This is a genomic window from Leptodesmis sp. (assembly GCF_052746595.1).
Window position 1 is genome coordinate 1 of record NZ_JBRAGO010000061.1, and the last position, 21,173, is coordinate 21,173.

The following is a 21,173-nucleotide window of genomic DNA, read 5'->3' on the forward strand; positions in this document are numbered from 1 at the left end:
TGAGGCTTCGCATACAGCGCGGGACTTATAGCTCCCCCAACCCCTCAATAGTTAAGGTTAGATTCAGATTTCTACTAACTGATTTAGAGGGTGCTTTAAAAGTATCTGGCGGTTAAAACCGCGACTACACTCACCCAGTCTACCAATGCAAACTTAATAAAATCGAGGTTTTCAGCAGCCTGCGTCAGCAGATTTTCTTTGTATAGCCGCGACTTCAGTCGCCAGGGCGAAAAAGAGACTGGCTTTTAGAGGCTGCTTGTCAACCAATGTTTTGACTCCCTGAATTCCCTCTTTTTAAGGTGGAATTCAGGCATTCTGGCTCGGTTCCCTCCTTAAATAAGGAGGGTTAGGGAGGATCTAATCTCAGAGCATATTTCATGCGTTATCTTAATATTCATTTGCAAACAGTTTCTTATCAATTGCAAACAGTTTATTAAACCCAGTCCAGCAAGAGAACAGTTATTTCCCGATCAGAGAAGCTCCGGCTCTGGCCTTGGACAAGGTTCAATACAAAGCCATCATCAATTTCTTGCGATACTCCTTGGTCAAAGGATGGTCGTCGCCCAGGATATCGAAAACAGACAGCATTGCCTTCCGTGCGCCATCACTGCGATATACCCGGTCTTTGCCCACTATTTCCAGTAAGGTGTCTAAGGCCGCCTGATAATCTTCCTGCAGCACCCGCTGGGCAGCAGTTTGAAAGGTGCGATCAAGGTCACTAGCTGGCTCAGTTTCGGTGGAAGTCCGTTTAAAGAAGATTAAAGCTTTGAGTAATTTGGCTTTCGGAAAATAATCCTTCTCATATTCCTGGATCTTGAGGAGTAAGTCTTCAGCCGTTTCCAGTTGCCCCGTTTCCAGGTAGAAGTTGGCGGCTTCTAAAATCAGCCTTCGATGATCGGGATACCGTTGCCGCAACTCATTCAGTGTGGCTTGGGCTACCTCGATATTACCTTTTTCGGCCTGCTGGTAGATACCTTCCAAGGCTACATCCAATTCAGATTGCAGATTCAGTCCCTCCAGCAGTTGCCGTAATTGCGCTTCTGGCAAAACGCCTACAAAGCCTTCTTTCATCTCGCCTGCGATTGCAACTCGCACATCGGGAACACCCTGCACCCCGTAAGTCTGTGCCAGGTCAGGATTCTCATCAATATCTACCTTAGCCAGCACAAAGTCATACTCCTGTACTAGCCGTTCCAGCATCGGAGCCAGCATCTTACAGGGACCGCACCAGGTGGCATAGAAGTCCACTAAAACAGGCTTCTGGTGAGATTTTTCCAGAACTTCTGTAGCAAAGTTGTGGTGATTGACCGCGATCGCAGAACCCATAGCCAATAATTTCGATGATTTCTCTTAGCAATTTCAGTATAAAAGGTCAGTGGCCTCTGCATGGCCTTCAACCCACAAGTCACACTTCATCGGAATCAATTTCCATCGCCCCTAACCCTTCGGCCAGTCGTTGCGCTTTTGATGCTGCTGTGTCGGCCCGTTTTGCTCCTGTGGGAATGACTTGTTCCTGGCGATCGCGGGCCAAAATTAGTCCATCAGCGACTCTTGCTACTGTTCTGGGGATTGAGTTCTGGAGCGATATTCAGCGATTGCCCGTTGAAATCCCAGCACCAACAGAATATTTGACAGTGTTAATAAGGACTCTGCGCCACCGTGGAGCCAGTCCACATTCGCGAGTTGCTCACCGTACACAACCCGAGCATAAATCCCCGCCGGAATCGTCACACCGACAAATACCAGTGTCATGTAGAAGCCAAGTAAGGCCAATCGGGGCATCTGCTGAGAGCGCGTCAGAAACCAGAGAAACCCCAGGTACGGAAAGAGGGAGAGGGCGAAGAGGGTGTCTTTGGAAAGCATAAGAGTGGGTGGAGGAGTGAAGGGGTGAAGGGCAGGTGAGTGAGTGGAAGGTTCTGAACTTAAAACTCAAACCTCAAAACTTAAAACTCAAGCCTTCGCTTTTGCCGATCGCCAGATCCACCAACCCGCCAGCAGCAGGGTGATGTTGCCAACGACGGTCATACTGGCTTGTAGGGTGACGAGCCACTGGAGGGAAGGAGAATTGTCGAAAAAGTGCCAAGTGCAGGCGCACATTGCACTCACAAGGGCAGGCAGCATAGCTACGGAAAGTACCCACCAGTTGCGGTTTTGGGTCACTTCGCCATAAATCCAGATGAGCCAGATGGCGACCATCCACTCAATAACGCTGGACACATGAATAACCCAGGTGGGAATAGAAAGTGCGTGCATGAAAATTTTGGATTTGAGATTCTCGATTTGGGATTTGATAGAACGGTACGTCCTAAGATTTACAGTTTAAGGGCACAGAGATTTGAGTAAGCGCTGTTTATTGTAAAACGGATGTCCTCTATTTCTACGGATGCAATCTCAGTCTCTTTGACCTGAATCCAAACTCTCAAATCCAAAATGACAACAGCGCGGGCAGTTTTGTGTGGTTACTACGGGATGGGCAATGGTGGCGACGAGGCGTTGCTGGCTTCTCTATTACAAATGCTACCCACTCATATCACCCCTGTGGTGTTGTCGGGAAATCCTCAACAGACCCACGATCGCTATGGCGTAGAAGCTATTTATCGCAAGGATCCAAAGGCAGTTTTCAGTGCCCTGCGTCAGGCTCAAGTCTTTATTTGGGGTGGGGGTAGCTTGATTCAAGACGCCACCAGTGCAATTAGTCCTTTTTACTATCTGGCCTTAATGCAACTGGCGCAACGATTAGGTTTGATTACGATCGCCTGGGCACAGGGAATTGGCCCTTTACATCGGCCCTTGACCCGCTGGCTCTCTCGTCAGACCTTTGCCCGGTGTTCTGCCGTGAGTGTGCGGGATACCGCTTCTGCTGCTTTATTAACTGAGTGGCAAATTCCCTTTACCCTGGCCCCCGATCCGGTTTGGGCACTGCAATCAGTTCCTGTGGAAGGATTGTGGGACTTACCGGCTCCCAGAGTAGCCGTGAACCTACGTTCCCATCCTCAATTAACTGACGATCGTTTAGAACATCTGACCCAGGCCCTGATTGCTTTCCAGAAAGCTACCCAAACCTGTCTGTTGCTGGTGCCCTTTCAGCCGTCTCAGGATCTGGCGATCGCCCAGGCCATTCAACCCCGCCTTCCCGGTGCCAATCAGATTCTGTTGCAGGAGGATCCTCAACACCTGAAGGGCATTTTTCGGGGGGTGGAAATGGTGATCGCCATGCGCTTACATGGCCTGATCATGGCTGCTGCCGAAGAATGCCGCTGCTTTGCCCTCAGCTACGATCCCAAAGTCAGCCAACTGATGCAAGATCTCTCCCTCCCTGGTTGGAAATTAACTGAAATCCCTGACAATCCCAATCAAATCTGCCAGGTCTGGCTGGAGCACTACGCCAACGGTGACCCCCTCTCCTCTGATAAACTCCAATTTCTGGTCGATCGTGCCCTGATTCACCAGGCCCTGCTGCAGGAAGCGCTGGAGAAGATTGAGAGTTTTAAGTTTTAAGTTTAGAATTACCCATCACCCTCCTCACCCCATCACCTCTCTTTAGTATATTTGCCTTACAATCCCCCCAGAAGTCGCACAACGATCGCGATCGCCAGGGTACAGTTTTTAAAACTGGGTATATCATTAGCATCGCATTTCCCCATTCGTGTAAAACCGCTTAATTTCAGGATTCAGAAGCTATGAGTGAAGCCGTTAATCCCAATCACGACTCAGCATCTCCGCGATCGGATGTCCCCAATTCATCTGCTGTTCCTGAGTCTGAACCTGTGCCGGCAATGGCGGTCGCAGAATCTGAGGAAGATTGGCAAACGGTTGATTTTCCTGGAGCAATTCCCCTGGCTGACTTGCTCCAATCCTCAGTTTTGACTGAAGAAACTTCTGGTGCCACAGCCTCGGTTGGGGCGATCACTGCCGATAAACAAGAATCTTTAGAATCGGCGGCCCAGGAATCGGAGAATTTGCAGAATTTGGTGCAGTACCTGCGAGGCGAGAATTCCTCTTTAAGGAACCAGATCGTGCAGCTAGAACAGGATCTCGCTCAGGTGCAGGTGGAACTTCAACTGGAAGTTGCCCGTTTTTACTGTAAACAGCCAGAGGATGGGGCAGCAGGCGCGGCAACAGATACCACAGATGAGTTAATGGTTGCCAAAACTCAAATTCAACAATTGACTCAAAGCCTGGAACAGTCTCAACAAACGGTGCAGCAGCAACAGCAATTAGTGGATGCTTTAACGGAGCAATTAGCGACAAGCCAAGAGCGGATTGCCCAGCTAGAGCGGGATTGTGCCTTGTCTCAGCAACGATACGCGGAACAAGTACAACTGGCTACTCAGATGGACAACACTTGTCGCGATTTGCGTATGCGGCTGCATCGCCAGCAACAACAAACATTACAGTTCAAGGCTGCGCTGGAGAAGAGTCTGGAAATGGCTCCAGTAATTAGTTCTGACCATATTATTTCCAGTGAGCCGCTGACCAGTTCTCCCAATGCAGAGCATCCAGAATCCGCTGCGTTTCTTCCCAAAGCCCAACCTGTCAAACCCTGGTCGAAAACGCCTGAATCCCCCAGTATTCGCAGTCATCCGGCTTCCCCACGCTCGTTGGGGCAAGAGTTGCCGAATCTGTTAAAGCTCTTCCATGCTGATATGGCAACACACTCTCATCCGTCGGATGTGTTGGGATCTGAGGAGTCTAGCGGTGATCCAGCGACCCCTCCTGCCGAACTTTTGGCCCTGACTCAAAGCGCGATCGCTCCTGAGTCTCCCTCCCCCAGTGAAGCCGAGCCGCCGGATCTGGATGCCTTGTTTCCCGATGTTCCACCGCTTTCGATCGCAGCAGAGGCCTGTTCCCAGGCCGCCATTTTTGATCTCAGCCCATTTGTAGAAGCGGGAGAAGTGGATCCAGCAACCATCACTGCATCTCATCTAGTCGCTCCAACAGAGGCGAGCGACCAATCTCCCGCCTCCGAACCTCCTACTCCTACCCCATCTCCCACTGCCGCTTCAGAACCCCCCCCCATCCCCTTACCAGAAAACAACTTGTGGGCCGATCTGGCTAGATTGATTGAGCCAGATATGGTGGCTGAAAATGCGGCCACTGCCCCGGACTTAACCATTGAGGTTGAATCTCAGGCGATCGAGCCTACTCCAACTTCTCAACGGTCTGAAACTCTTGAAGTCAACGAACGCCCTGTACAGGCATCCGGAGATCGAGCCAGGTCTGCCAAGCCTGCTCCGTCACCCCAGACTGATAATCCCTTTGTTCAACCCTTTGTCGAAGCTCCCTGGGTAGCAGAAATGCAATCGGGATCTCCCTTCATTACTGTGAAGTCTCCCACTGAATCACAGAGGGCGGCGATCGCTGCCTACCCGGATCCTCCGATTCCTACCGTTAACTCCCTGGAACCTGCTACCGTAGAATCCTCTCCTGGCTTGCCTTCTCCGGTCTTACATCGATTCCGCCCAGCCAAAAGACTAAAATCTATGGCCTCTGTTGAACTACCCAATTTCCCTCGCACAGCAGAGCAACAGCCATCCACCCTGTAACCGCCTCATGCTATAGTCGTGCAACTGCCTGACTCTTAACATCTATTCATGAATCGGTTCAAATTCTCGGCTACGGTGGCCTCGTTGGTAGAGGCACATCGAAAAGAGCTAAAGCCAGTCCTGTTGCTAGCTTCCGTGTTTTTTGCCGCTACGTTGATTTTTGGCCTGCATCGCTATTTAACGTTTTACGCCTCCTACGACCAGGGCATTTTTAATCAATTGTTCTGGAACGGCATTCATGGGCAGTTTTTCCAAAGTTCGCTGTCATCCGTCTTATCCGCAGCGGTGGGGCATGATGGACAGTTACCGATTGTGTCCTATCACCGCTTAGGGCAGCATTTTGACCCCATTTTGTTGCTTTGGCATCTCTTCTACGCCCTGTTTCCTAATGCCGCCATGCTGGTGGTTTTACAGGTGGTGCAGGTCACGGCAGGTGGGTTAGTGTTATATGTCCTGGCACGCCAGCGCTTGCAACCAGGCCTCTCCTGGATGATTACGGCCAGCTATTACGGGGCGATCGCCGTCCTTGGCCCCACCTTTTCTAACTTTCATGATCTGAGCCAAATTCCGCTCCTGCTCTTCACTTTGTTCCTGGCTCTGGAGAAGCGATGGTGGACGTTTTTCTGGCTGATGGCCGGATTGATTTTACTGGTACGGGAAGATACGGGAGTGGTGCTGTTTAGTGTTGGGATTTACCTGATTCTCAGCCGCCGATTTCCTCGTATAGGAATAATTTTATGCGGCATGGGATTTGGCTATGTCCTGCTGGCTACTAATGTTTTAATGCCACTGTTTTCCAGGGATATTTCCCAGCGGTTCATGATTGAGCGATTTGGACACTTTGCCACTGGGAATGAAGCTTCTACTCTGGATATTCTGTGGGGAATTCTCAGTAATCCTGGGCGTTTGTTCCAGCATCTTTTTGATTCTCTGGATGAAAAATTTGCCTATATGTTAGGTCAGACCTTGCCGCTGGCCTTTGTGCCGCTGATATCCGGGAGTGCCTGGGCTTTGATCAGTGCTCCCCTGGCTCAGTTATTACTGCAAGGCGGGGATTCTCGCTTTTCCATCTCTATCCGATATGCCATAACGCTAGTACCTGGTTTGTTTTATGGGGCGATTCTCTGGTGGTCGATGCATCAGGAGCGGTTTCGGCCTCGATTTCGACAAATCTGGATTGGATTTATCATCCTTTCCCTGCTGGTAACGATCGCGAAGAGTCCTCATCGGGTGTTTTATTTTGCCGTTCCAGATTCCTTTAAACCCTGGGTATATGTCTCCTTACCCAGACAGTGGGAGCATTCAGGACAGATACGATCGCTGCTGCAAGAAATTCCTCCAGAAGCCAGCGTTTCCGCATCAACCTATTTAGTTCCTCACCTGTCCAGTCGGCGGGAAGTGTTGCGGCTACCGTTCCTGCAACTGCGGAATGACCAGAATCAGGTGATCGCAGTGGAGTACGTAGTAGCAGACTTGTGGCAGATGCAACAATACCAGCCTGCCTTCAAATTCGAGCGAGGGTATCTCCTGGATCTATTGCCCCGCATCGATCAGCTAGTAGAAAGTCAGAGCTACGGCATTCTGGGGCTAAAGGATGGAGTGGTACTGCTCAAACGGGGAGAACCTTCCTCACCAGACTTGCTCAATGCCTGGAAGGAATTGAAGCGATCGTATGAGGCGAGTTTGGAGAAAGGGAAGTGAGGAGATGGGCATTGGGGTTTGGGAATTAGGAATTTGGGATTGGGAAGGGGCGATGGGGAAGATGGGGGAGGGTAGGGGAACAAGGGGAGTGGGGGATAAGGCGATGAATGGCGACTATCCCCTAAAATGCTATCGGGAGTATTAAACCTTGTCCAAGTCCAGAACCGTAGTTTCTCTGATTAGGAAAACGACCGTTCTCTAGCTGGACTTGCTTTATCCCTTAATCATTTCGCAGTTTGGAGAATTGCTGTGGATCTGTCTCGTATTCCTGCCCAACCAAAGCCTGGTTTACTAAATGTCCTGATCGAAATTCCCAAGGGCAGTAAGAATAAATATGAGTTCGATAAAGAGATGAACGCGTTTGCCCTTGATCGTGTTCTCTATGCCTCTGTGCAGTATCCCTATGACTATGGCTTTGTTCCCAACACCTTAGCCGATGACGGCGATCCGCTGGATGGCATGGTGATCATGGATCAGCCAACGTTTCCAGGATGCATTATTGCAGCTCGTCCCATTGGGATGTTAGAGATGATCGATGGGGGCGATCGCGATGAGAAAATTCTTTGTGTTCCTGATAAAGACCCCCGGTATGCTCAGGTTAAATCCCTAGCCGACATAGCTCCACATCGCCTCGATGAGATCGCTGAGTTCTTTAAAACCTACAAGAATCTAGAGAAGAAAGTCGCCGAAATCCTTGGCTGGAAGGATGTTGACCAGGTTGCCCCCCTGGTAGAGCAATGCGTCAAGGCTGGTAAGGCTGGGTAATTCAAACTGTTGATCAATCTGGACTGTTGATAACAGGAAGAGGTTGGATCAGGAGGCTTAGAAATCCAGTTCTGAGCCTCCATATTGTAAAGATTTGTTTATTTCCGGATCAGGAGTATCCGTCATTACCAGATTGATAACCACAAAATAGGATACAAGCAGTATTCGATCAGGCAATCGCAAGACTATTGCCGTACTGCTCTTGAAGAAGTTTTTTAACTATGCAACGTACCTTCCTTCTATCCAAAATTCATCAGTGTGTTCTCACCTCTGCCAACCTCAATTATGTGGGGAGCATCAGTGTTGATGAGATTCTGTTGCATGCAGCGGGAATCCTACCTTATGAGCAAGTGCAAGTTGTCAATGTTTCCAATGGGGAGCGGTTGATCACTTACGCGATCGCGGCTCCGGCTGGCTCTGGAGAAATCCAACTCAACGGTGCTGCAGCTCGTTTGGGAATGGCAGGCGATCGCCTGATTATCATGACCTATGCTCAACTTACCCTGGAAGAATTACAAACCTATTCTCCAACTGTTGTGCTAGTTGATGATCACAATCGCCTGTTGAAGGTGCATTGCTACTCAGACCTTTTAGAAGAGGCCAACTTAGTCAACAATGTCAGAGCTTGAGTCCACCTCTAACAGGGGGATAATGCAGGGAGAAAACGGGAATATGCCAACCCTTACTGACTTTGTCATTCAGTTCTGGGGAGTACGGGGGAGCATTCCGGCTCCCGGCAGCGAAACCGTTCGCTATGGGGGCAATACCTCCTGCGTCGAAATGCGCGTAGGAGGGAAACGCTTGATTTTCGATGGGGGCACAGGACTCCGAGTGTTAGGGAAATCCCTGCTGAAGCAAATGCCTGTAGAAGCTTATATGTTTTTCACCCATTCCCATTGGGATCATATTCAGGGGTTTCCGTTCTTTGCTCCGGCGTTCATGAAAGGGAATTGCTTTCATATCTATGGAGCGATCGCCCCCAACGGAGCCACGATGAAGCAACGCCTGCACGACCAGATGTTGCATCCCAACTTCCCGGTTCCTATGCAGGTTATGCAATCAGACCTCAAGTTCTACGATTTGTTCCCCGGTGATGTGATGCAACTGGGAGATATCACGATTGAAACAGGCTCCTTAAATCACCCAAATACGGCAATGGGCTACCGGATTACTTATCAGGGACGAACCGCCGTGTATGCTACCGATACGGAGCATTACGAAGATCATCTGGACGAGAATCTGATTTACCTGGCCCGTGATGCTCATGTGCTGATTTACGACGCCTGCTACACCGATGAAGAATACCACGATCCGCAAGCTCCCAAAAGAGGTTGGGGACACTCTACCTGGCAAGAAGCGGTCAAGGTGGCCAAAGCCGCTGGGGTGAGAAAATTAGTAATCTTCCATCATGACCCTAACCACTCCGACGATTTCTTAGATCACGTTGAGGCCCAGGTTGAAACTGTTTTCCCGAACAGTTTGCTTGCCCGCGAGGGGATGATTTTACCAGTGGTTTAAGTAGATTGGATAGTGAATGGTTGATGGTAACAAATCTGCCATGAGTCATTGGGCATTCGTCCTTTGGCCTTGGCAAATGACAAAGACCGTTCAAAACTTAAAACTCACAACTTAAACCTCAAATGCAAGGCATTCACCATATTGCCATCATCTGCTCTGACTACGATCGCTCAAAGCACTTCTATGTCAAGCTATTGGGGTTTCCCATCCTGCGAGAAACCTATCGAGCAGCACGAGATTCTTACAAACTAGATTTGCAAGTAGGAGAGCAGGCTCAGATCGAGCTTTTCTCCTTTCCGCACCCGCCCGATCGCCCCAACAATCCCGAAGCTTGCGGCCTCCGTCATCTTGCCTTTAAGGTTGCTGATCTGAATGCAACCGTTGCTGACCTGAGTGCAAAAGGGATTGAGATCGAACCAATTCGTCTGGATGAATTGACTGGCAAGCGCTTCACCTTTTTCAAAGATCCCGATGGCTTACCCTTAGAACTTTACGAAGTTTAGAGGGATAAAACTGGCAGATGAATCGACCATGATACCAATCATAAATGGCATTAAATCCAAAATCACAAATCGCCAATCTCAAATCGAAAATCCCCTTGATCCATGACTACCAACCTATCCTGGTCAGACTCTCCCAGTTTTGTTACCACCCTGTCTGAAGCCGTCCGCATGTTTCAAACCAGGTCAGGACAGCGGCCAGATCAGACGAGCATGGTGAAGGCATTGCTGGAGGCAGAACAGGCGGCCAAACACCAGCGATTAACCTATCCGTTGGCAGCGCTGATGGGAGACTGGCAACTGTGTTTCACGGCTCCCAAGAAGCCTCGTCTGAAGGCAGGAGTTCCCATAGGTAGAGGTTTTTATGCACCACAATTCACTCCAGCCCAAATTTCGTTTTTTCCGGTTGACGCTGCTCAAGCCGATCCGACGATCGCCCAGATTGGTAATCAGGTCAGCCTCGGTTCGCTGGTATTCCGGTTAACGGGGCCAGCTCGCTACACAGGCAAAAAAAACTTACTGGCGTTTGATTTTACTCACATGCAGTTATCAATCTTTGGCCGATCGCTATTCCAACACCCCTTTCGCAGCAGCAAGACTGGGGACATTTCCTTTGCAGAGGCCCCGATCGCCAAACTGCCCTTTTTTGCCTTCTTTTTAGTCACAGAAGAATTCATTGCCGCACGAGGACGGGGGGGTGGACTTGCTCTCTGGGTACGAAAAATTTAGTAGAGACATTCCATTGCAACGTCTTTACTCTTGCCGAGTAAACCCGATCTCCCACTGGTAATTACCTGACACCCTGCTGCACAAACTTCAGTTGATAGTGGTAGAGGGCAACTGGGCGATCGCCAGCCAGAAAAGCTTTTGGGTGAGGAGGCTGTAAGTATACGGCAGTAAATTGATCCGCAGTAACGGTGTTATCGGGTTGGTGCGTGTAGGCCGTGGTTGTTTCCACTTGATTCTTGTACGGCTTTTCCGGGGACTGAAAAAACTGTTGAAACAGCTCGGTGGTGATGAAATGATCCACATCTGGTTGTTCCACGGTTCGCCCGGTTGCGGTGGAAAACAGCTTGCGGTTATCGCGAAATTTAGTAATCAACCGATTTGAGTCTCGTGGATCAATCCAGACGCGAAATACCCGATCGCCCAGATACGCCTTTGCCAGATTCAGTCCATTAAAGGCTCGGTCGGAAACAATCTGAGCATTCACCAGAGACTGAGTGGGCAGCGACAGCAGGGGCAGAATCGCTTTGTTCCGTTCAACCACATTAGCGGGTAGAAATCTCACCTGACAGACCACGGGCTGGTTAAGAAACTGGCGGTTGCCCTCAAATCCTGGCGTTGTCACTTCTGGAGCCAGGGGGGCCACCATTTCCACCAACGTACTGCTCATTGACCAGGATCCAGCCAGCCAACCGGGGTAGACTAAATCTCCCTGGACAGGTGAAACCGTAGGCTTGGTTTGCCAGTCAGGAAAGGTAGCAATCCGGTCAGTCAACGCTCCTGCCTGCACTGAGGAGATGCCTAGAAGCCATATAAGGACGATTGCCAGCAGCGGTTTCCAGGAGAAACAATTGCGCTTGAAAAAGGAGTTGAAAGAGCTAGATAGAATCCAACCAGGCAAAAAAGTCATGCTACTAAAGATAGAAAAATAGATAGAAAAATCGTGGTTCGCGCAGCGCTCTTTATTAATTATTTCTTTACTGTTTCTTATGTCTTCTATGGTTTGCTAGAGCTAGATCGCCCTTCAATCATCTTAATTGTTAAGAAACATTGCTGAGTGCCAAGGTTTTCCACATTTTTGCAATTCTTATTTTTCACCCAAGTTTTCCCCACAGATTCCACAGGCTTTCCACAACCTTTCTCAAGTTTTCCCCAGGTTTTCCCCAGCTTTTAATTAGTTTTCCACAGGTAAGGACGAACGAATGGGATGTTTAGCCTGTTGAGTAAATTTCCAGCGTGATCTTCAAACTGCCAGTAGAGGACTCCTATGCTTTAAGAAAAGTAACGGAGATCGCCTTCAAGTACCGATTCTTTCGTTGATCGTGATCTTGGCTACTCCTATCCATCGCACTTTTACCAGGTTGACAAGATTGGTTTGCGCTGGACAAAATGAGGCGACTTCTCTCTTGAAAGACTTTTGTGCAGCACCACGGGTTTCCTGCTGGGGTTTCACCAGTCATCAAGAGTTGCAGTAGCGGCAGGTGGACAACAGTTTGACTCCCGCTGCTGAGTTTTAACCCTCTGTTTTTGACAGGGTGCAACGATAAGTCCATACCCGTCCTTCATTCCCAAATACCGCTTCAGCACTACCCGAGGTTGAAATGACTATGACTGTGAGCATCCTGGCAGAAATCCCCGAAGAACTTCATGAATCCGTAACCCGCTACTTAGAGTCCCATGCCGATTGGGATCAGGATCGATTGTTTGCTGCTGCCCTGTCCCTCTTTTTGTTGCAGAATGGAGAATGCGATCGCCAAGCGGCTCAGGTTTATCTCGATAGCCTGTTCAAGCAAGCGGCCTAAATGGATTTTGGATTTCCGATTGGCGATTTTCGATTTGTTCTAACGATCAAAAATCCAAAATCCAAAACCTAAAATCCAAAATTTCAAGAGGGTTTCACATGGCGTATTACTGGTTCAAGGCGTTTCATATCGTGGGGATTGTCTGCTGGTTTGCCGGGATGTTTTATTTACCCCGACTGTTTGTGTACCACGCAGAAGCTTACGAGCAACCCGAACCCGCCCGCACCATTCTCAAAAATCAATATCAGGTGATGGAGAAACGCCTGTACAGCATCATCATGACTCCGGCCATGCTGCTGACCGTGGCGATGGCGATCGGGCTGATCACGATTGAACCAGACGTGCTCAAGCAACCCTGGATGCACGTCAAATTAGCCTGTGTCGCGTTGCTGCTAGGCTATCACTACTTCTGCAAGCGGATCATGAAGAAGCTGGCTGCTGATGAATGTCAGATGACCGGACAGCAGTTCCGCTGGTTTAACGAATTTCCCACAGTCTTCTTCGTCATCGTGGTGATGCTGGCTGTCTTCAAGAGCAATTTCCCCACCAATGCCTCTACCTGGCTGATTGCCGCGATGATCGTTGGGATGGCTGCGGCCATTCAGCTTTATGCCCGCAAGCGTCGTTTAGATAAAGAGCGGCTGGCGGCAGAAGCAACTCCGTCTGTGAGTGTCAGCCCAGAAGGGTCGATTTAATTCATTGGCGCGTGGCACGACTATACATCACAATTTCGTAGAGACGTTCCGCCGGAACGTCTCTACCAATTTTTGTCATCACCAGAACCAGTGGAGATGAAGGATAAAACCTGGCAAAACCGATTCTCCAGATAGGAAGGCGGGAGTTTCCAGCACTTCAACTGCTTGCCCTGGACGGTAAATTTCTACCTGTTGATCCTGTCGATTCAACAACCAGCCCAATTGGGCACCGTTTTCGATATACTCCCGCATCTTGGCCTGTAGCTTACTCAGGGAGTCACCAGGAGAACGCAGTTCTAGAACAAAGTCGGGACAGAGGGGAGGAAATGCTTTGCGTTCGGCAGGAGTGAGGGCATCCCAGCGTTCCTGACGTACCCAGGCAACATCGGGAGAGCGAGCGGCCCCGTTGGGAAGTCTAAAGCCCGTTGATGAATCAAACACCTTGCCTAATTGGGTCTGGCGATTCCAGATGACAAAATCGGCAGCAATTTCAATATTGCAATTCCCTGTTTCTCCTCCCGTTGGGGCCATGATGATCAGTTCTCCCTGGGCCGATCGCTCAAACTTAATTTCTGGATTAGCCTGACAGAGTTGATAGAACTGGTCATCCGTCAGCCGAATTACGGGAGTAAGATCAATAGTAAAGGCCGTCATAGGCTTATTTGCCGAGTAATTTGACAAAACCGATGCCGCCAAAGTAAAGCGAGACGATCGCCCCTCCCAACAAGCTTTGCGTTAATGGGTCAGTGGAGGGAGTCAGTGCAGCACCGACGATAGCGGCTCCAATCAGTACCAGTCGCCAGCCCGCCAGCATTTGTTGGGAAGAAACAATATTCAGCAGTCCTAACAGGGCTTGAATAATCGGCACCTGGAAGGCCAGTCCCGTACTGAACATCAGCAACAGCACAAAATCAAAATACTTTTCAATTGACCAGCTTTGCTCAACAACATCCGCCCCGTAGGTAATGAAGAAGTTTAGGGCAGCGGGAATCAAGGCAATGTAGGCAAAGGCCAGCCCAGCCACAAACAAAATACTGGAACCAAACACGATCGGCCCCAGTAAGCGGCGTTCTCTCCGCGTTAGACCGGGCAACACGAAGGCAATAATCTGATACAGAATGACGGGACTGGCCACCAGAATGCCACTGTATCCGGCGACTTTAATTGAAACAAAGAAAAATTCGCCTGGAGCCAGTTCGAGAAATTTGACTCCCTGGGCAGGCAGTTCCAGCAGCCGCACAATTTGCTTGACCACAGTAAAACAACCGCTCGCACCCACTACTACGGCCACCAGAGAATAGAAAATCCGCAGACGCAGTTCTTCCAGGTGATCAAACAGCGACATCTCCACATCGTCGATCAGGTCGTCATCAGACAGCAGATTCTCTGCGATCGCCGGAGTGGCTACAGTAGCAGAGCCGGAGTCAGTCGCTAAATTCTCTTGAGAAGCTGATTCCAGGTCAGTAGGAACAGTCATGGTCAGGCATTTGTCCAGAAAGCTGTTTTCATTGTATCCAGGTGTGCCAACAATCTTGACCTGAAGCGCTAGTTTGGAGAAGCTAAAGTCTGAACCGTTACGAGAGGAGAGTCTGATGGAACGGATCCAAGCTCAAGCCAACAAGCTCTGGCAAATCGTCTCCAGCCCGTCCACCGTAAAGGCATACCAGGAAACGTTAGCCTTAACCTGGGCAATCCTCAAGGAAACTGGACAACTGCTGTGGCTGTTGCTGTGTTTGGGCTTAGTGGCAGGAGATTGGTTTTGGAAAAAATCTTACAAGGCAGGTCAGGATGCCCGCGTTTGGATCGATGCGATGCAGACTAAAGTGGAAACCCCGGAAGAGGAGGCTACTCAAGCAACCTCAACAGCAGATTTTCTGAGTGAAACGGGCAAGTCTTTACTGGCGACTGGACAGGCGACAGTGACACGGTTGCTGAATACAGCAAAGGAACAACTGGGCCTGGAAGTGACATCAGAGCCTCCAGCTAAACCCGTTCCTGTGGAAACGCCCCCAGCGCCTCCCAAGGCCGTGTCTCCCAGCGCCACATCTACCACACAGCCGACTGAGGCGATCGCTCCTGTCGAAACACCATCTGAGCTTTCCACTCAAGCCCTGGAAGACGAGTAAGCCAGGAAATCTATTGGACGTGTTCTGCCGTACCCACAAATAAGGTGGAATGCGGTAGACTGGCAGTCCTGGCCTTTGTTTCCGGCCTATTTTAAGCGTGATGAGGGATTAAGAATGGGAAAACACTCAATGGATGTGAAGACTGGTTCTAAGGAGTCTTTGAAGCATGAGGCTGCTGCCCAGATCAAGAGTCAGTCGCAAGCTGTTGAGGAGAGTTCCAGGACTTCACCCCCATCCTCATCTGCCAGGGCAACAGGCGAGGGAATAAATAGTAACGGCAACACTCCTGCGATCGCCCCTGCAACTCGCTCCTCCTGGTCGATTGAAGACAGTGAAGAACTGTATCGAATTAACGGTTGGGGAGAGCCTTACTTCTCCATCAACGCTGCAGGTCATGTCACCGTCTCTCCCCAGGGTGATCGAGGCGGTTCCCTGGATTTGTTTGAGCTGGTCAATGCACTCAAGTCCCGGAATCTGAATCTGCCTCTGCTGATTCGCTTCTCGGATATTCTGGAAGACCGAATCGAACGGCTGAATGCGGCTTTTGCCAAAGCGATCGCTCGCTACAACTACGAGGGCACCTACCGGGGTGTATTTCCCGTGAAATGCAACCAGCAGCGGCATCTGGTAGAAGCGCTGGTCAGGTTTGGTAAGCCTTACCAGTTTGGCTTAGAGGCAGGTTCCAAACCGGAATTGATGATTGCCCTGGCCACCCTGCAAACTCCTGGAGCCTTGCTCATCTGCAATGGGTACAAAGACCGGGAATACATCGAAATGGCGATCCTGGCTCAGCAACTGGGAAAAATTGCGATTATTGTGCTGGAACAGATTGAAGAAGTTCCCCTGGTGATTGAGGCCGGTCAGCGGTTGGGGATTCGTCCGATTGTCGGAGTGCGGGCCAAGTTGAGCAGTAAGGGCATTGGCCGCTGGGGGACTTCGGCGGGCGATCGGGCCAAATTTGGCCTCACCATTCCGGAAATTCTCCAGACCGTAGATTTGCTGCGGGAAGCCGGAATGCTGGATTGCCTGCAACTTCTCCATTACCACATCGGCTCCCAAATTTCGGCCATCTCCGTCGTTAAAGATGCGATTCGGGAAGCTAGTCAAATTTATGTGGATCTGGCTGAGTTAGGGGCGGGAATGCGCTACCTGGACGTAGGCGGTGGTCTGGGAGTAGATTATGACGGCTCTCGCACTAACTTTTATGCGTCCAAGAATTACAACATCCAGAACTACGCTAACGACATTGTGGCTGAAGTGAAGGAAGCCTGTGCCGACCGGAAGTTGCCCGTTCCTACCCTAATTAGTGAAAGCGGACGAGCGATCGCCTCCCATCAATCCGTGCTGGTCTTCAACGTACTGGGAACCAGTGATGTATCCACAGGCACTCCTGAGCCCGTTAAAGACGACGAACACCTGATCATCCGCAATCTCTGGGAAACCTATGCCTCAATCACTGAGGACAACTACCAGGAAGCCTACCACGATGCCACCCAGTTCAAAGAAGAAGCGGTGAGCCTGTTCAATTTTGGCTATGTCAGTCTGCCAGAACGGGCTAGAGCCGAGCGCCTGTATTGGGCCTGCTGCGAAAAGATTTTGACGATCGTTCGCCAGCAGGAATATGTGCCGGATGATCTGGAAGATCTGGAAAAAATCATGGCCTCGATTTACTACATCAACCTATCCGTGTTTCAGTCGGCTCCAGATAGTTGGGCGATCGATCAGCTATTTCCCATCATGCCGATTCACCGTCTGGATGAAGAACCCACCAAGCGCGGCACCTTAGCTGACCTCACCTGTGACAGTGACGGCAAAATCGACCAGTTCATCGATCTGCGCGATGTCAAGTCCGTCCTGGAACTTCATCCTCTCAAACCCGATGAACCCTACTACCTGGGAATGTTCCTCAGCGGCGCGTATCAGGAAATTATGGGCAATTTGCACAACCTGTTTGGCGATACCAATGCCGTCCACATCACCCTGACACCCAAAGGCTATCAAATTGATCATGTGGTCAAAGGTGACACTATGACGGAGGTACTGGGCTATGTGCAGTACGATTCCGAAGACCTGGTGGAAAGCATCCGCCAACAAACGGAACTGGCATTGCAGGACAAGCGCATCAGTCTGCAAGATTCTCAACTGCTACTGCAAAACTACGAGCGGAGTTTAAGCCGCTATACTTATCTGTCTTCGTGAAGGGTAGGTAGATGCCTGATACCTTCATAAGAAAAGGGAGCCTCTCTCTAAGACAAGCTCCCCAATTCACCAAATCAGGTCAGAAGGACAAAGGACGAATGACCAATGACAGTCTCATCTGACTAGCATTGCCATCAACTCACTTACTTCGACTCCACAAAGTCCGCGTCAATCACATCGTTGTTGCCGGAGGAGTTAAAGTCACCGGGGTTAGGTGCTGCACTAGAAGCACTCGCACCACTGGCATTGGCATAGATGGCCTGACCGACTTGCATCAGCGCTTGTTGCAGGTCATTACTGAGGGACTTCATCCGGTCGTAGTTTTCCTGGTTGATGGCTTCGCGCAGATTTTTTACTAGTTCTTCCACGCGGCTCTTTTCGGCAACAGGCACCTGACCATTCAAATCGGCTAACTGCTTCTCAGCCTGGTAAGCGAGAGAGTCTGCCTGGTTCCTGGTGTCTACCTGTTCCCGGCGCTTGCGATCACTGGCGGCATTGCGTTCCGCTTCCTGCACCATACGTTCCACTTCGCCCTTATCCAGGGTTGATGCCCCCGTAATCTTGATGGACTGTTCCTTGCCAGTGCCCTTGTCCTTGGCGAAGACGGACAGGATCCCGTTGGCATCAATATCAAAGGTGACTTCGATTTGCGGAATGCCACGGGGCGCAGGCGGAATGCCATCCAGTCGGAAGGTTCCCAGACTCTTGTTATCGCTGGCCATTTCCCGTTCTCCTTGCAGCACATGGATTTCCACATTGGTCTGTCCGTCAGCTGCAGTTGAGAAGACTTCGGACTTTTTGGTGGGAATGGTGGTGTTACGAGGAATGATCCGGGTCATGACACCGCCCATCGTTTCCACCCCTAGGGAAAGGGGCGTAACATCGAGCAGCAGCATATCGGTGACTTCACCGGCTAGAACACCCGCCTGAATTGCAGCACCTACTGCGACGACTTCATCCGGGTTGACGGTCATATTGGGTTCCTTGCCCGTCAGCTGTTTCACCAGATTTTGCACAGCAGGAATCCGGGTAGAACCACCAACCAGCACCACTTCATCAATATCAGAAGCCGTCAGTTTGGCATCCCGAATCGCTTGTTCCACGGGAATCCGACAGCGATCGAGCAGATCGGCACTCATCTTTTCAAACTCAGCGCGGGTCAGGGTCAAGTCAATGTGTTTTGGACCCTCCTGAGTTGCCGTGATAAAGGGCAGGTTGATGGTGGTTTGAGTCGAACTGGAAAGTTCAATTTTGGCCTTCTCAGCCGCTTCCGTCAGCCGTTGCAGCGCTTGCTTGTCTTTCCGCAAGTCCACCCCTTCCAGCTTTTGGAACTGACTGGCAATCCAGTCCACAATCTTCTTGTCAAAATCGTCACCACCCAGATGAGTGTCCCCACTTGTAGACTTAACTTCTACAACACCATCGCCCACTTCCAGCAAAGATACGTCAAAGGTACCACCACCCAAGTCAAATACCAGGATGGTTTCGTTTGCCTTCTTGTCCAACCCGTAAGCAAGCGCGGCTGCCGTAGGTTCGTTAACAATCCGCAGGACATCAATGCCCGCAATCTTGCCCGCGTCCTTGGTCGCTTGTCGCTGCGAGTCATTAAAGTAAGCCGGAACGGTAATCACTGCTTGAGTGACTTTCTCGCCCAGATACTTACTGGCATCATCGACCAGTTTGCGAAGCACTTGCGCCGAGATTTCTTCGGGAGCAAACTTTTTACCTGCGGCGGGAGCATCTAATTTGACGTTGCTGCCATCACTCAGAACTTTGTAAGACACCTGCTTAGACTCTTGATTGACTTCGTCATACTTCCGTCCAATGAAGCGCTTAACGGAGTAGAAGGTGTTTTCAGGGTTCATCACCGCTTGACGTTTGGCAATTTGCCCCACCAGGCGATCGCCATTCTTCGTATACGCAACCACTGAGGGAGTAGTACGTCCACCTTCTGCATTCGCAATGACCACGGGTTGTCCACCTTCTATCACCGCCACGCAGGAATTGGTAGTACCCAGGTCAATTCCAACCACTTTAGCCATGTACGTTTAACCTCTTCGTTAGGGATTCAAAAAGCTATCTGGTTCATTTCTGTATGAATCCACTTTATCGGGAGGATAAGACTTTAGGGGTTCGGCACTGCCCACTGTCAGAACGGGTGATCGCCGTACCTGTTGGAGATTCGAGTTAGAATGCTTCTGGTCTATTCAACTAACCCGTCCTTAACTCCCAAACTCCCAAATCTATGGTCACTCGTGTCATTCTGGTTCGTCACGGCGAGAGCAGCTTCAATGTGGAATGCCGTGTTCAAGGATATTCTGATGTATCTACCCTCACGGAAGCGGGGCGCGCAGGGGCAATTCAGGTCGGCGAAGCACTCAGTGACATGGCGTTCGATGCGGTTTACAGCAGTCCATTGGGGAGAGCCAGAGACACAGCAGAATTAATTTTATCCAAACTGAAGCAACCACCAGCAGTTCCATTTCAGACGTTGGAAAACTTGAAGGAAATTAATCTGGCCCTCTGGGAAGGATTGTTATTTAAGGATATTGAGCAGAAGTATCCAGAAGAATACGAGCAGTGGAAAAACCGTCCTCATGAGTTGAGAATGGTAATTCCTGGCCCTGAAGGCTCCCAGGATTACTTCCCAGTACTGGAGCTTTTTGCCAGAGCCAGGCAGTTCTGGCTAGACTTTTTACCTGCGCATCAGGGTAAAACTGTTTTGCTGATTGCTCACAGTGGCATCAATCGCGCTTTAATCAGTACTGCGATCGATCTGGAGCCTACCGCCTATCAAGCGTTGCATCAGTCTAACTGTGGGATTAGTGTGCTGAATTTTGCTGGAGAGTTGGGCGATCCGGTTCAGATTGAATCGCTGAATCAGACGGCTCATCTAGGTGACCCCATTCCCAAAGCTAAGAAAGACTACCATGGCCCTCGCCTGTTGTTGGTACGGCACGGAGAAACCGAGTGGAACCGTCAAAAGCGCTTTCAAGGCCAGATTGATGTGCCGTTGAATGAGAACGGACGGGTGCAATCGGGACAGGCTGCAGAGTTTTTGCGAGCTATCCCTATTCGCTATGCGGTTACCAGCCCCATGTTGCGACCAAAGGAAACTGCAGAGATTATTCTGCAGCATCATCCGGATGTGCAACTGGAGTTGGAGGATAACTTACAGGAAATCAGCCACGGGTTGTGGGAAGGCAAGTTGGAAGCGGAAATTGAGCAGGAATTTCCGGGAGAGTTGCAGCGCTGGCAACGATCGCCTGAAATGGTGCAAATGCCAGAAGGAGAAAATTTGCAACAAGTGTGGAAACGAGCGATCGCGGCCTGGGATGCGATCGTCCAAACGGCTACTAACCGCCTCGAACCTGGCATCACAATGGTCGTTGCTCACGATGCGATTAACAAAGCTATTCTCTGTTACATCCTTGGCTTGGGGCCAGAACATTTCTGGAGCTTCAAGCAAGGCAACGGAGCCGTCAGCGTGATTGACTACAACGGCTCCGATAGCCAACCTGTTCTCATGGCCATGAACATTACCTCCCATCTATCGGGTGGCATCCTCGATAAAACCGCCGCGGGAGCATTGTAG

The 21,173-nt window shown here is 50.2% G+C and carries 22 protein-coding genes; 14 read left to right on the forward strand and 8 right to left on the reverse strand.

Annotation, left to right across the window (positions count from 1 at the left end; all coding sequences use genetic code 11):
* Positions 1-504 precede the first annotated feature (504 nt).
* From ACUVQO_RS14125 to ACUVQO_RS14140, 4 genes are all read right to left on the reverse strand, one after another.
* Positions 505-1,326, reverse strand: coding sequence for a tetratricopeptide repeat protein (locus ACUVQO_RS14125; RefSeq protein WP_445926519.1), 822 nt, complete (start codon positions 1,324-1,326; stop codon positions 505-507).
* A gap of 79 nt (positions 1,327-1,405) precedes the next feature.
* Entirely contained in the window at positions 1,406-1,531 is a 126-nt protein-coding gene (locus ACUVQO_RS14130) for a hypothetical protein (RefSeq protein ID WP_445926492.1), read from the reverse strand.
* A 23-nt stretch (positions 1,532-1,554) separates the two neighbouring features.
* The gene (locus tag ACUVQO_RS14135; RefSeq protein ID WP_445926493.1) at positions 1,555-1,863 is read right to left on the reverse strand and encodes a DUF3593 domain-containing protein; all 309 of its coding nucleotides are present in this window, start codon (positions 1,861-1,863) and stop codon (positions 1,555-1,557) included.
* 87 nt (positions 1,864-1,950) lie between these two features.
* Positions 1,951-2,253 carry a DUF2499 domain-containing protein gene (locus ACUVQO_RS14140; protein ID WP_445926494.1) on the reverse strand — a complete coding sequence of 101 codons (303 nt, stop codon included), beginning with the start codon at positions 2,251-2,253 and terminating at the stop codon, positions 1,951-1,953.
* A gap of 177 nt (positions 2,254-2,430) precedes the next feature.
* Between ACUVQO_RS14140 and csaB the strand changes: the two genes are divergently transcribed.
* The 9 genes from csaB to ACUVQO_RS14185 all read left to right on the forward strand — a co-directional run bounded on the left by csaB (position 2,431) and on the right by ACUVQO_RS14185 (position 10,759).
* Positions 2,431-3,498 (forward strand): polysaccharide pyruvyl transferase CsaB, encoded by a 1,068-nt coding sequence (gene csaB, locus ACUVQO_RS14145; RefSeq protein ID WP_445926495.1) that lies wholly within the window; start codon positions 2,431-2,433, stop codon positions 3,496-3,498.
* A 182-nt stretch (positions 3,499-3,680) separates the two neighbouring features.
* The gene (locus ACUVQO_RS14150; protein WP_445926496.1) at positions 3,681-5,546 is read left to right on the forward strand and encodes a hypothetical protein; all 1,866 of its coding nucleotides are present in this window, start codon (positions 3,681-3,683) and stop codon (positions 5,544-5,546) included.
* Between the two features lie 48 nt (positions 5,547-5,594).
* Complete coding sequence (locus ACUVQO_RS14155) at positions 5,595-7,247, forward strand: DUF2079 domain-containing protein (protein WP_445926497.1); 1,653 nt, start codon at positions 5,595-5,597, stop codon at positions 7,245-7,247.
* Positions 7,248-7,251: 4 nt separating this feature from the next.
* Positions 7,252-7,392: a hypothetical protein gene (locus ACUVQO_RS14160; protein WP_445926498.1), complete on the forward strand. Its 141-nt coding sequence runs from the start codon at positions 7,252-7,254 to the stop codon at positions 7,390-7,392.
* Positions 7,393-7,496: 104 nt separating this feature from the next.
* Entirely contained in the window at positions 7,497-8,012 is a 516-nt protein-coding gene (locus ACUVQO_RS14165) for an inorganic diphosphatase (protein WP_445926499.1), read from the forward strand.
* Between the two features lie 221 nt (positions 8,013-8,233).
* A complete protein-coding gene (gene panD / locus ACUVQO_RS14170) occupies positions 8,234-8,641 on the forward strand; it encodes an aspartate 1-decarboxylase (protein WP_445926500.1) in 408 nt (135 codons plus the stop codon).
* A 43-nt stretch (positions 8,642-8,684) separates the two neighbouring features.
* Positions 8,685-9,530, forward strand: coding sequence for an MBL fold metallo-hydrolase (locus tag ACUVQO_RS14175; protein WP_445926501.1), 846 nt, complete (start codon positions 8,685-8,687; stop codon positions 9,528-9,530).
* A 122-nt stretch (positions 9,531-9,652) separates the two neighbouring features.
* Positions 9,653-10,033: an SMU1112c/YaeR family gloxylase I-like metalloprotein gene (gene gloA2, locus ACUVQO_RS14180; RefSeq protein WP_445926502.1), complete on the forward strand. Its 381-nt coding sequence runs from the start codon at positions 9,653-9,655 to the stop codon at positions 10,031-10,033.
* Between the two features lie 102 nt (positions 10,034-10,135).
* Positions 10,136-10,759 carry a hypothetical protein gene (locus ACUVQO_RS14185; RefSeq protein WP_445926503.1) on the forward strand — a complete coding sequence of 208 codons (624 nt, stop codon included), beginning with the start codon at positions 10,136-10,138 and terminating at the stop codon, positions 10,757-10,759.
* 61 nt (positions 10,760-10,820) lie between these two features.
* On the opposite strand, the gene ACUVQO_RS14190 is transcribed toward ACUVQO_RS14185, so the two are convergent.
* The gene (locus ACUVQO_RS14190) at positions 10,821-11,531 is read right to left on the reverse strand and encodes a DUF6816 family protein (RefSeq protein WP_445926504.1); all 711 of its coding nucleotides are present in this window, start codon (positions 11,529-11,531) and stop codon (positions 10,821-10,823) included.
* Positions 11,532-12,357: 826 nt separating this feature from the next.
* On the opposite strand from ACUVQO_RS14190, the gene ACUVQO_RS14195 reads away from it, so the two are divergent.
* Positions 12,358-12,558 (forward strand): DUF2811 domain-containing protein, encoded by a 201-nt coding sequence (locus ACUVQO_RS14195; RefSeq protein ID WP_233747969.1) that lies wholly within the window; start codon positions 12,358-12,360, stop codon positions 12,556-12,558.
* Positions 12,559-12,656: 98 nt separating this feature from the next.
* Entirely contained in the window at positions 12,657-13,253 is a 597-nt protein-coding gene (gene hemJ, locus ACUVQO_RS14200) for a protoporphyrinogen oxidase HemJ (protein WP_445926505.1), read from the forward strand.
* A gap of 78 nt (positions 13,254-13,331) precedes the next feature.
* On the opposite strand, the gene ACUVQO_RS14205 is transcribed toward hemJ, so the two are convergent.
* Together ACUVQO_RS14205 and tatC are read right to left on the reverse strand one after the other, a co-directional pair.
* Complete coding sequence (locus tag ACUVQO_RS14205) at positions 13,332-13,907, reverse strand: Uma2 family endonuclease (RefSeq protein ID WP_445926506.1); 576 nt, start codon at positions 13,905-13,907, stop codon at positions 13,332-13,334.
* 4 nt (positions 13,908-13,911) lie between these two features.
* Positions 13,912-14,730, reverse strand: a complete 819-nt coding sequence (gene tatC / locus ACUVQO_RS14210; RefSeq protein WP_445926507.1) for a twin-arginine translocase subunit TatC — start codon at positions 14,728-14,730, stop codon at positions 13,912-13,914.
* A 115-nt stretch (positions 14,731-14,845) separates the two neighbouring features.
* Between tatC and ACUVQO_RS14215 the strand changes: the two genes are divergently transcribed.
* Both ACUVQO_RS14215 and speA read left to right on the forward strand, forming a co-directional pair.
* Positions 14,846-15,379 carry a hypothetical protein gene (locus tag ACUVQO_RS14215; RefSeq protein WP_445926508.1) on the forward strand — a complete coding sequence of 178 codons (534 nt, stop codon included), beginning with the start codon at positions 14,846-14,848 and terminating at the stop codon, positions 15,377-15,379.
* A gap of 114 nt (positions 15,380-15,493) precedes the next feature.
* A complete protein-coding gene (speA, locus tag ACUVQO_RS14220) occupies positions 15,494-17,578 on the forward strand; it encodes a biosynthetic arginine decarboxylase (protein ID WP_445926509.1) in 2,085 nt (694 codons plus the stop codon).
* Between the two features lie 143 nt (positions 17,579-17,721).
* Here speA and dnaK read toward each other — a convergent pair whose 3' ends face one another.
* Positions 17,722-19,620, reverse strand: a complete 1,899-nt coding sequence (gene dnaK / locus ACUVQO_RS14225; protein ID WP_445926510.1) for a molecular chaperone DnaK — start codon at positions 19,618-19,620, stop codon at positions 17,722-17,724.
* Positions 19,621-19,823: 203 nt separating this feature from the next.
* Here dnaK and ACUVQO_RS14230 point away from each other — a divergent pair, with 203 nt between their 5' ends.
* The gene (locus tag ACUVQO_RS14230; RefSeq protein ID WP_445926511.1) at positions 19,824-21,173 is read left to right on the forward strand and encodes a histidine phosphatase family protein; all 1,350 of its coding nucleotides are present in this window, start codon (positions 19,824-19,826) and stop codon (positions 21,171-21,173) included.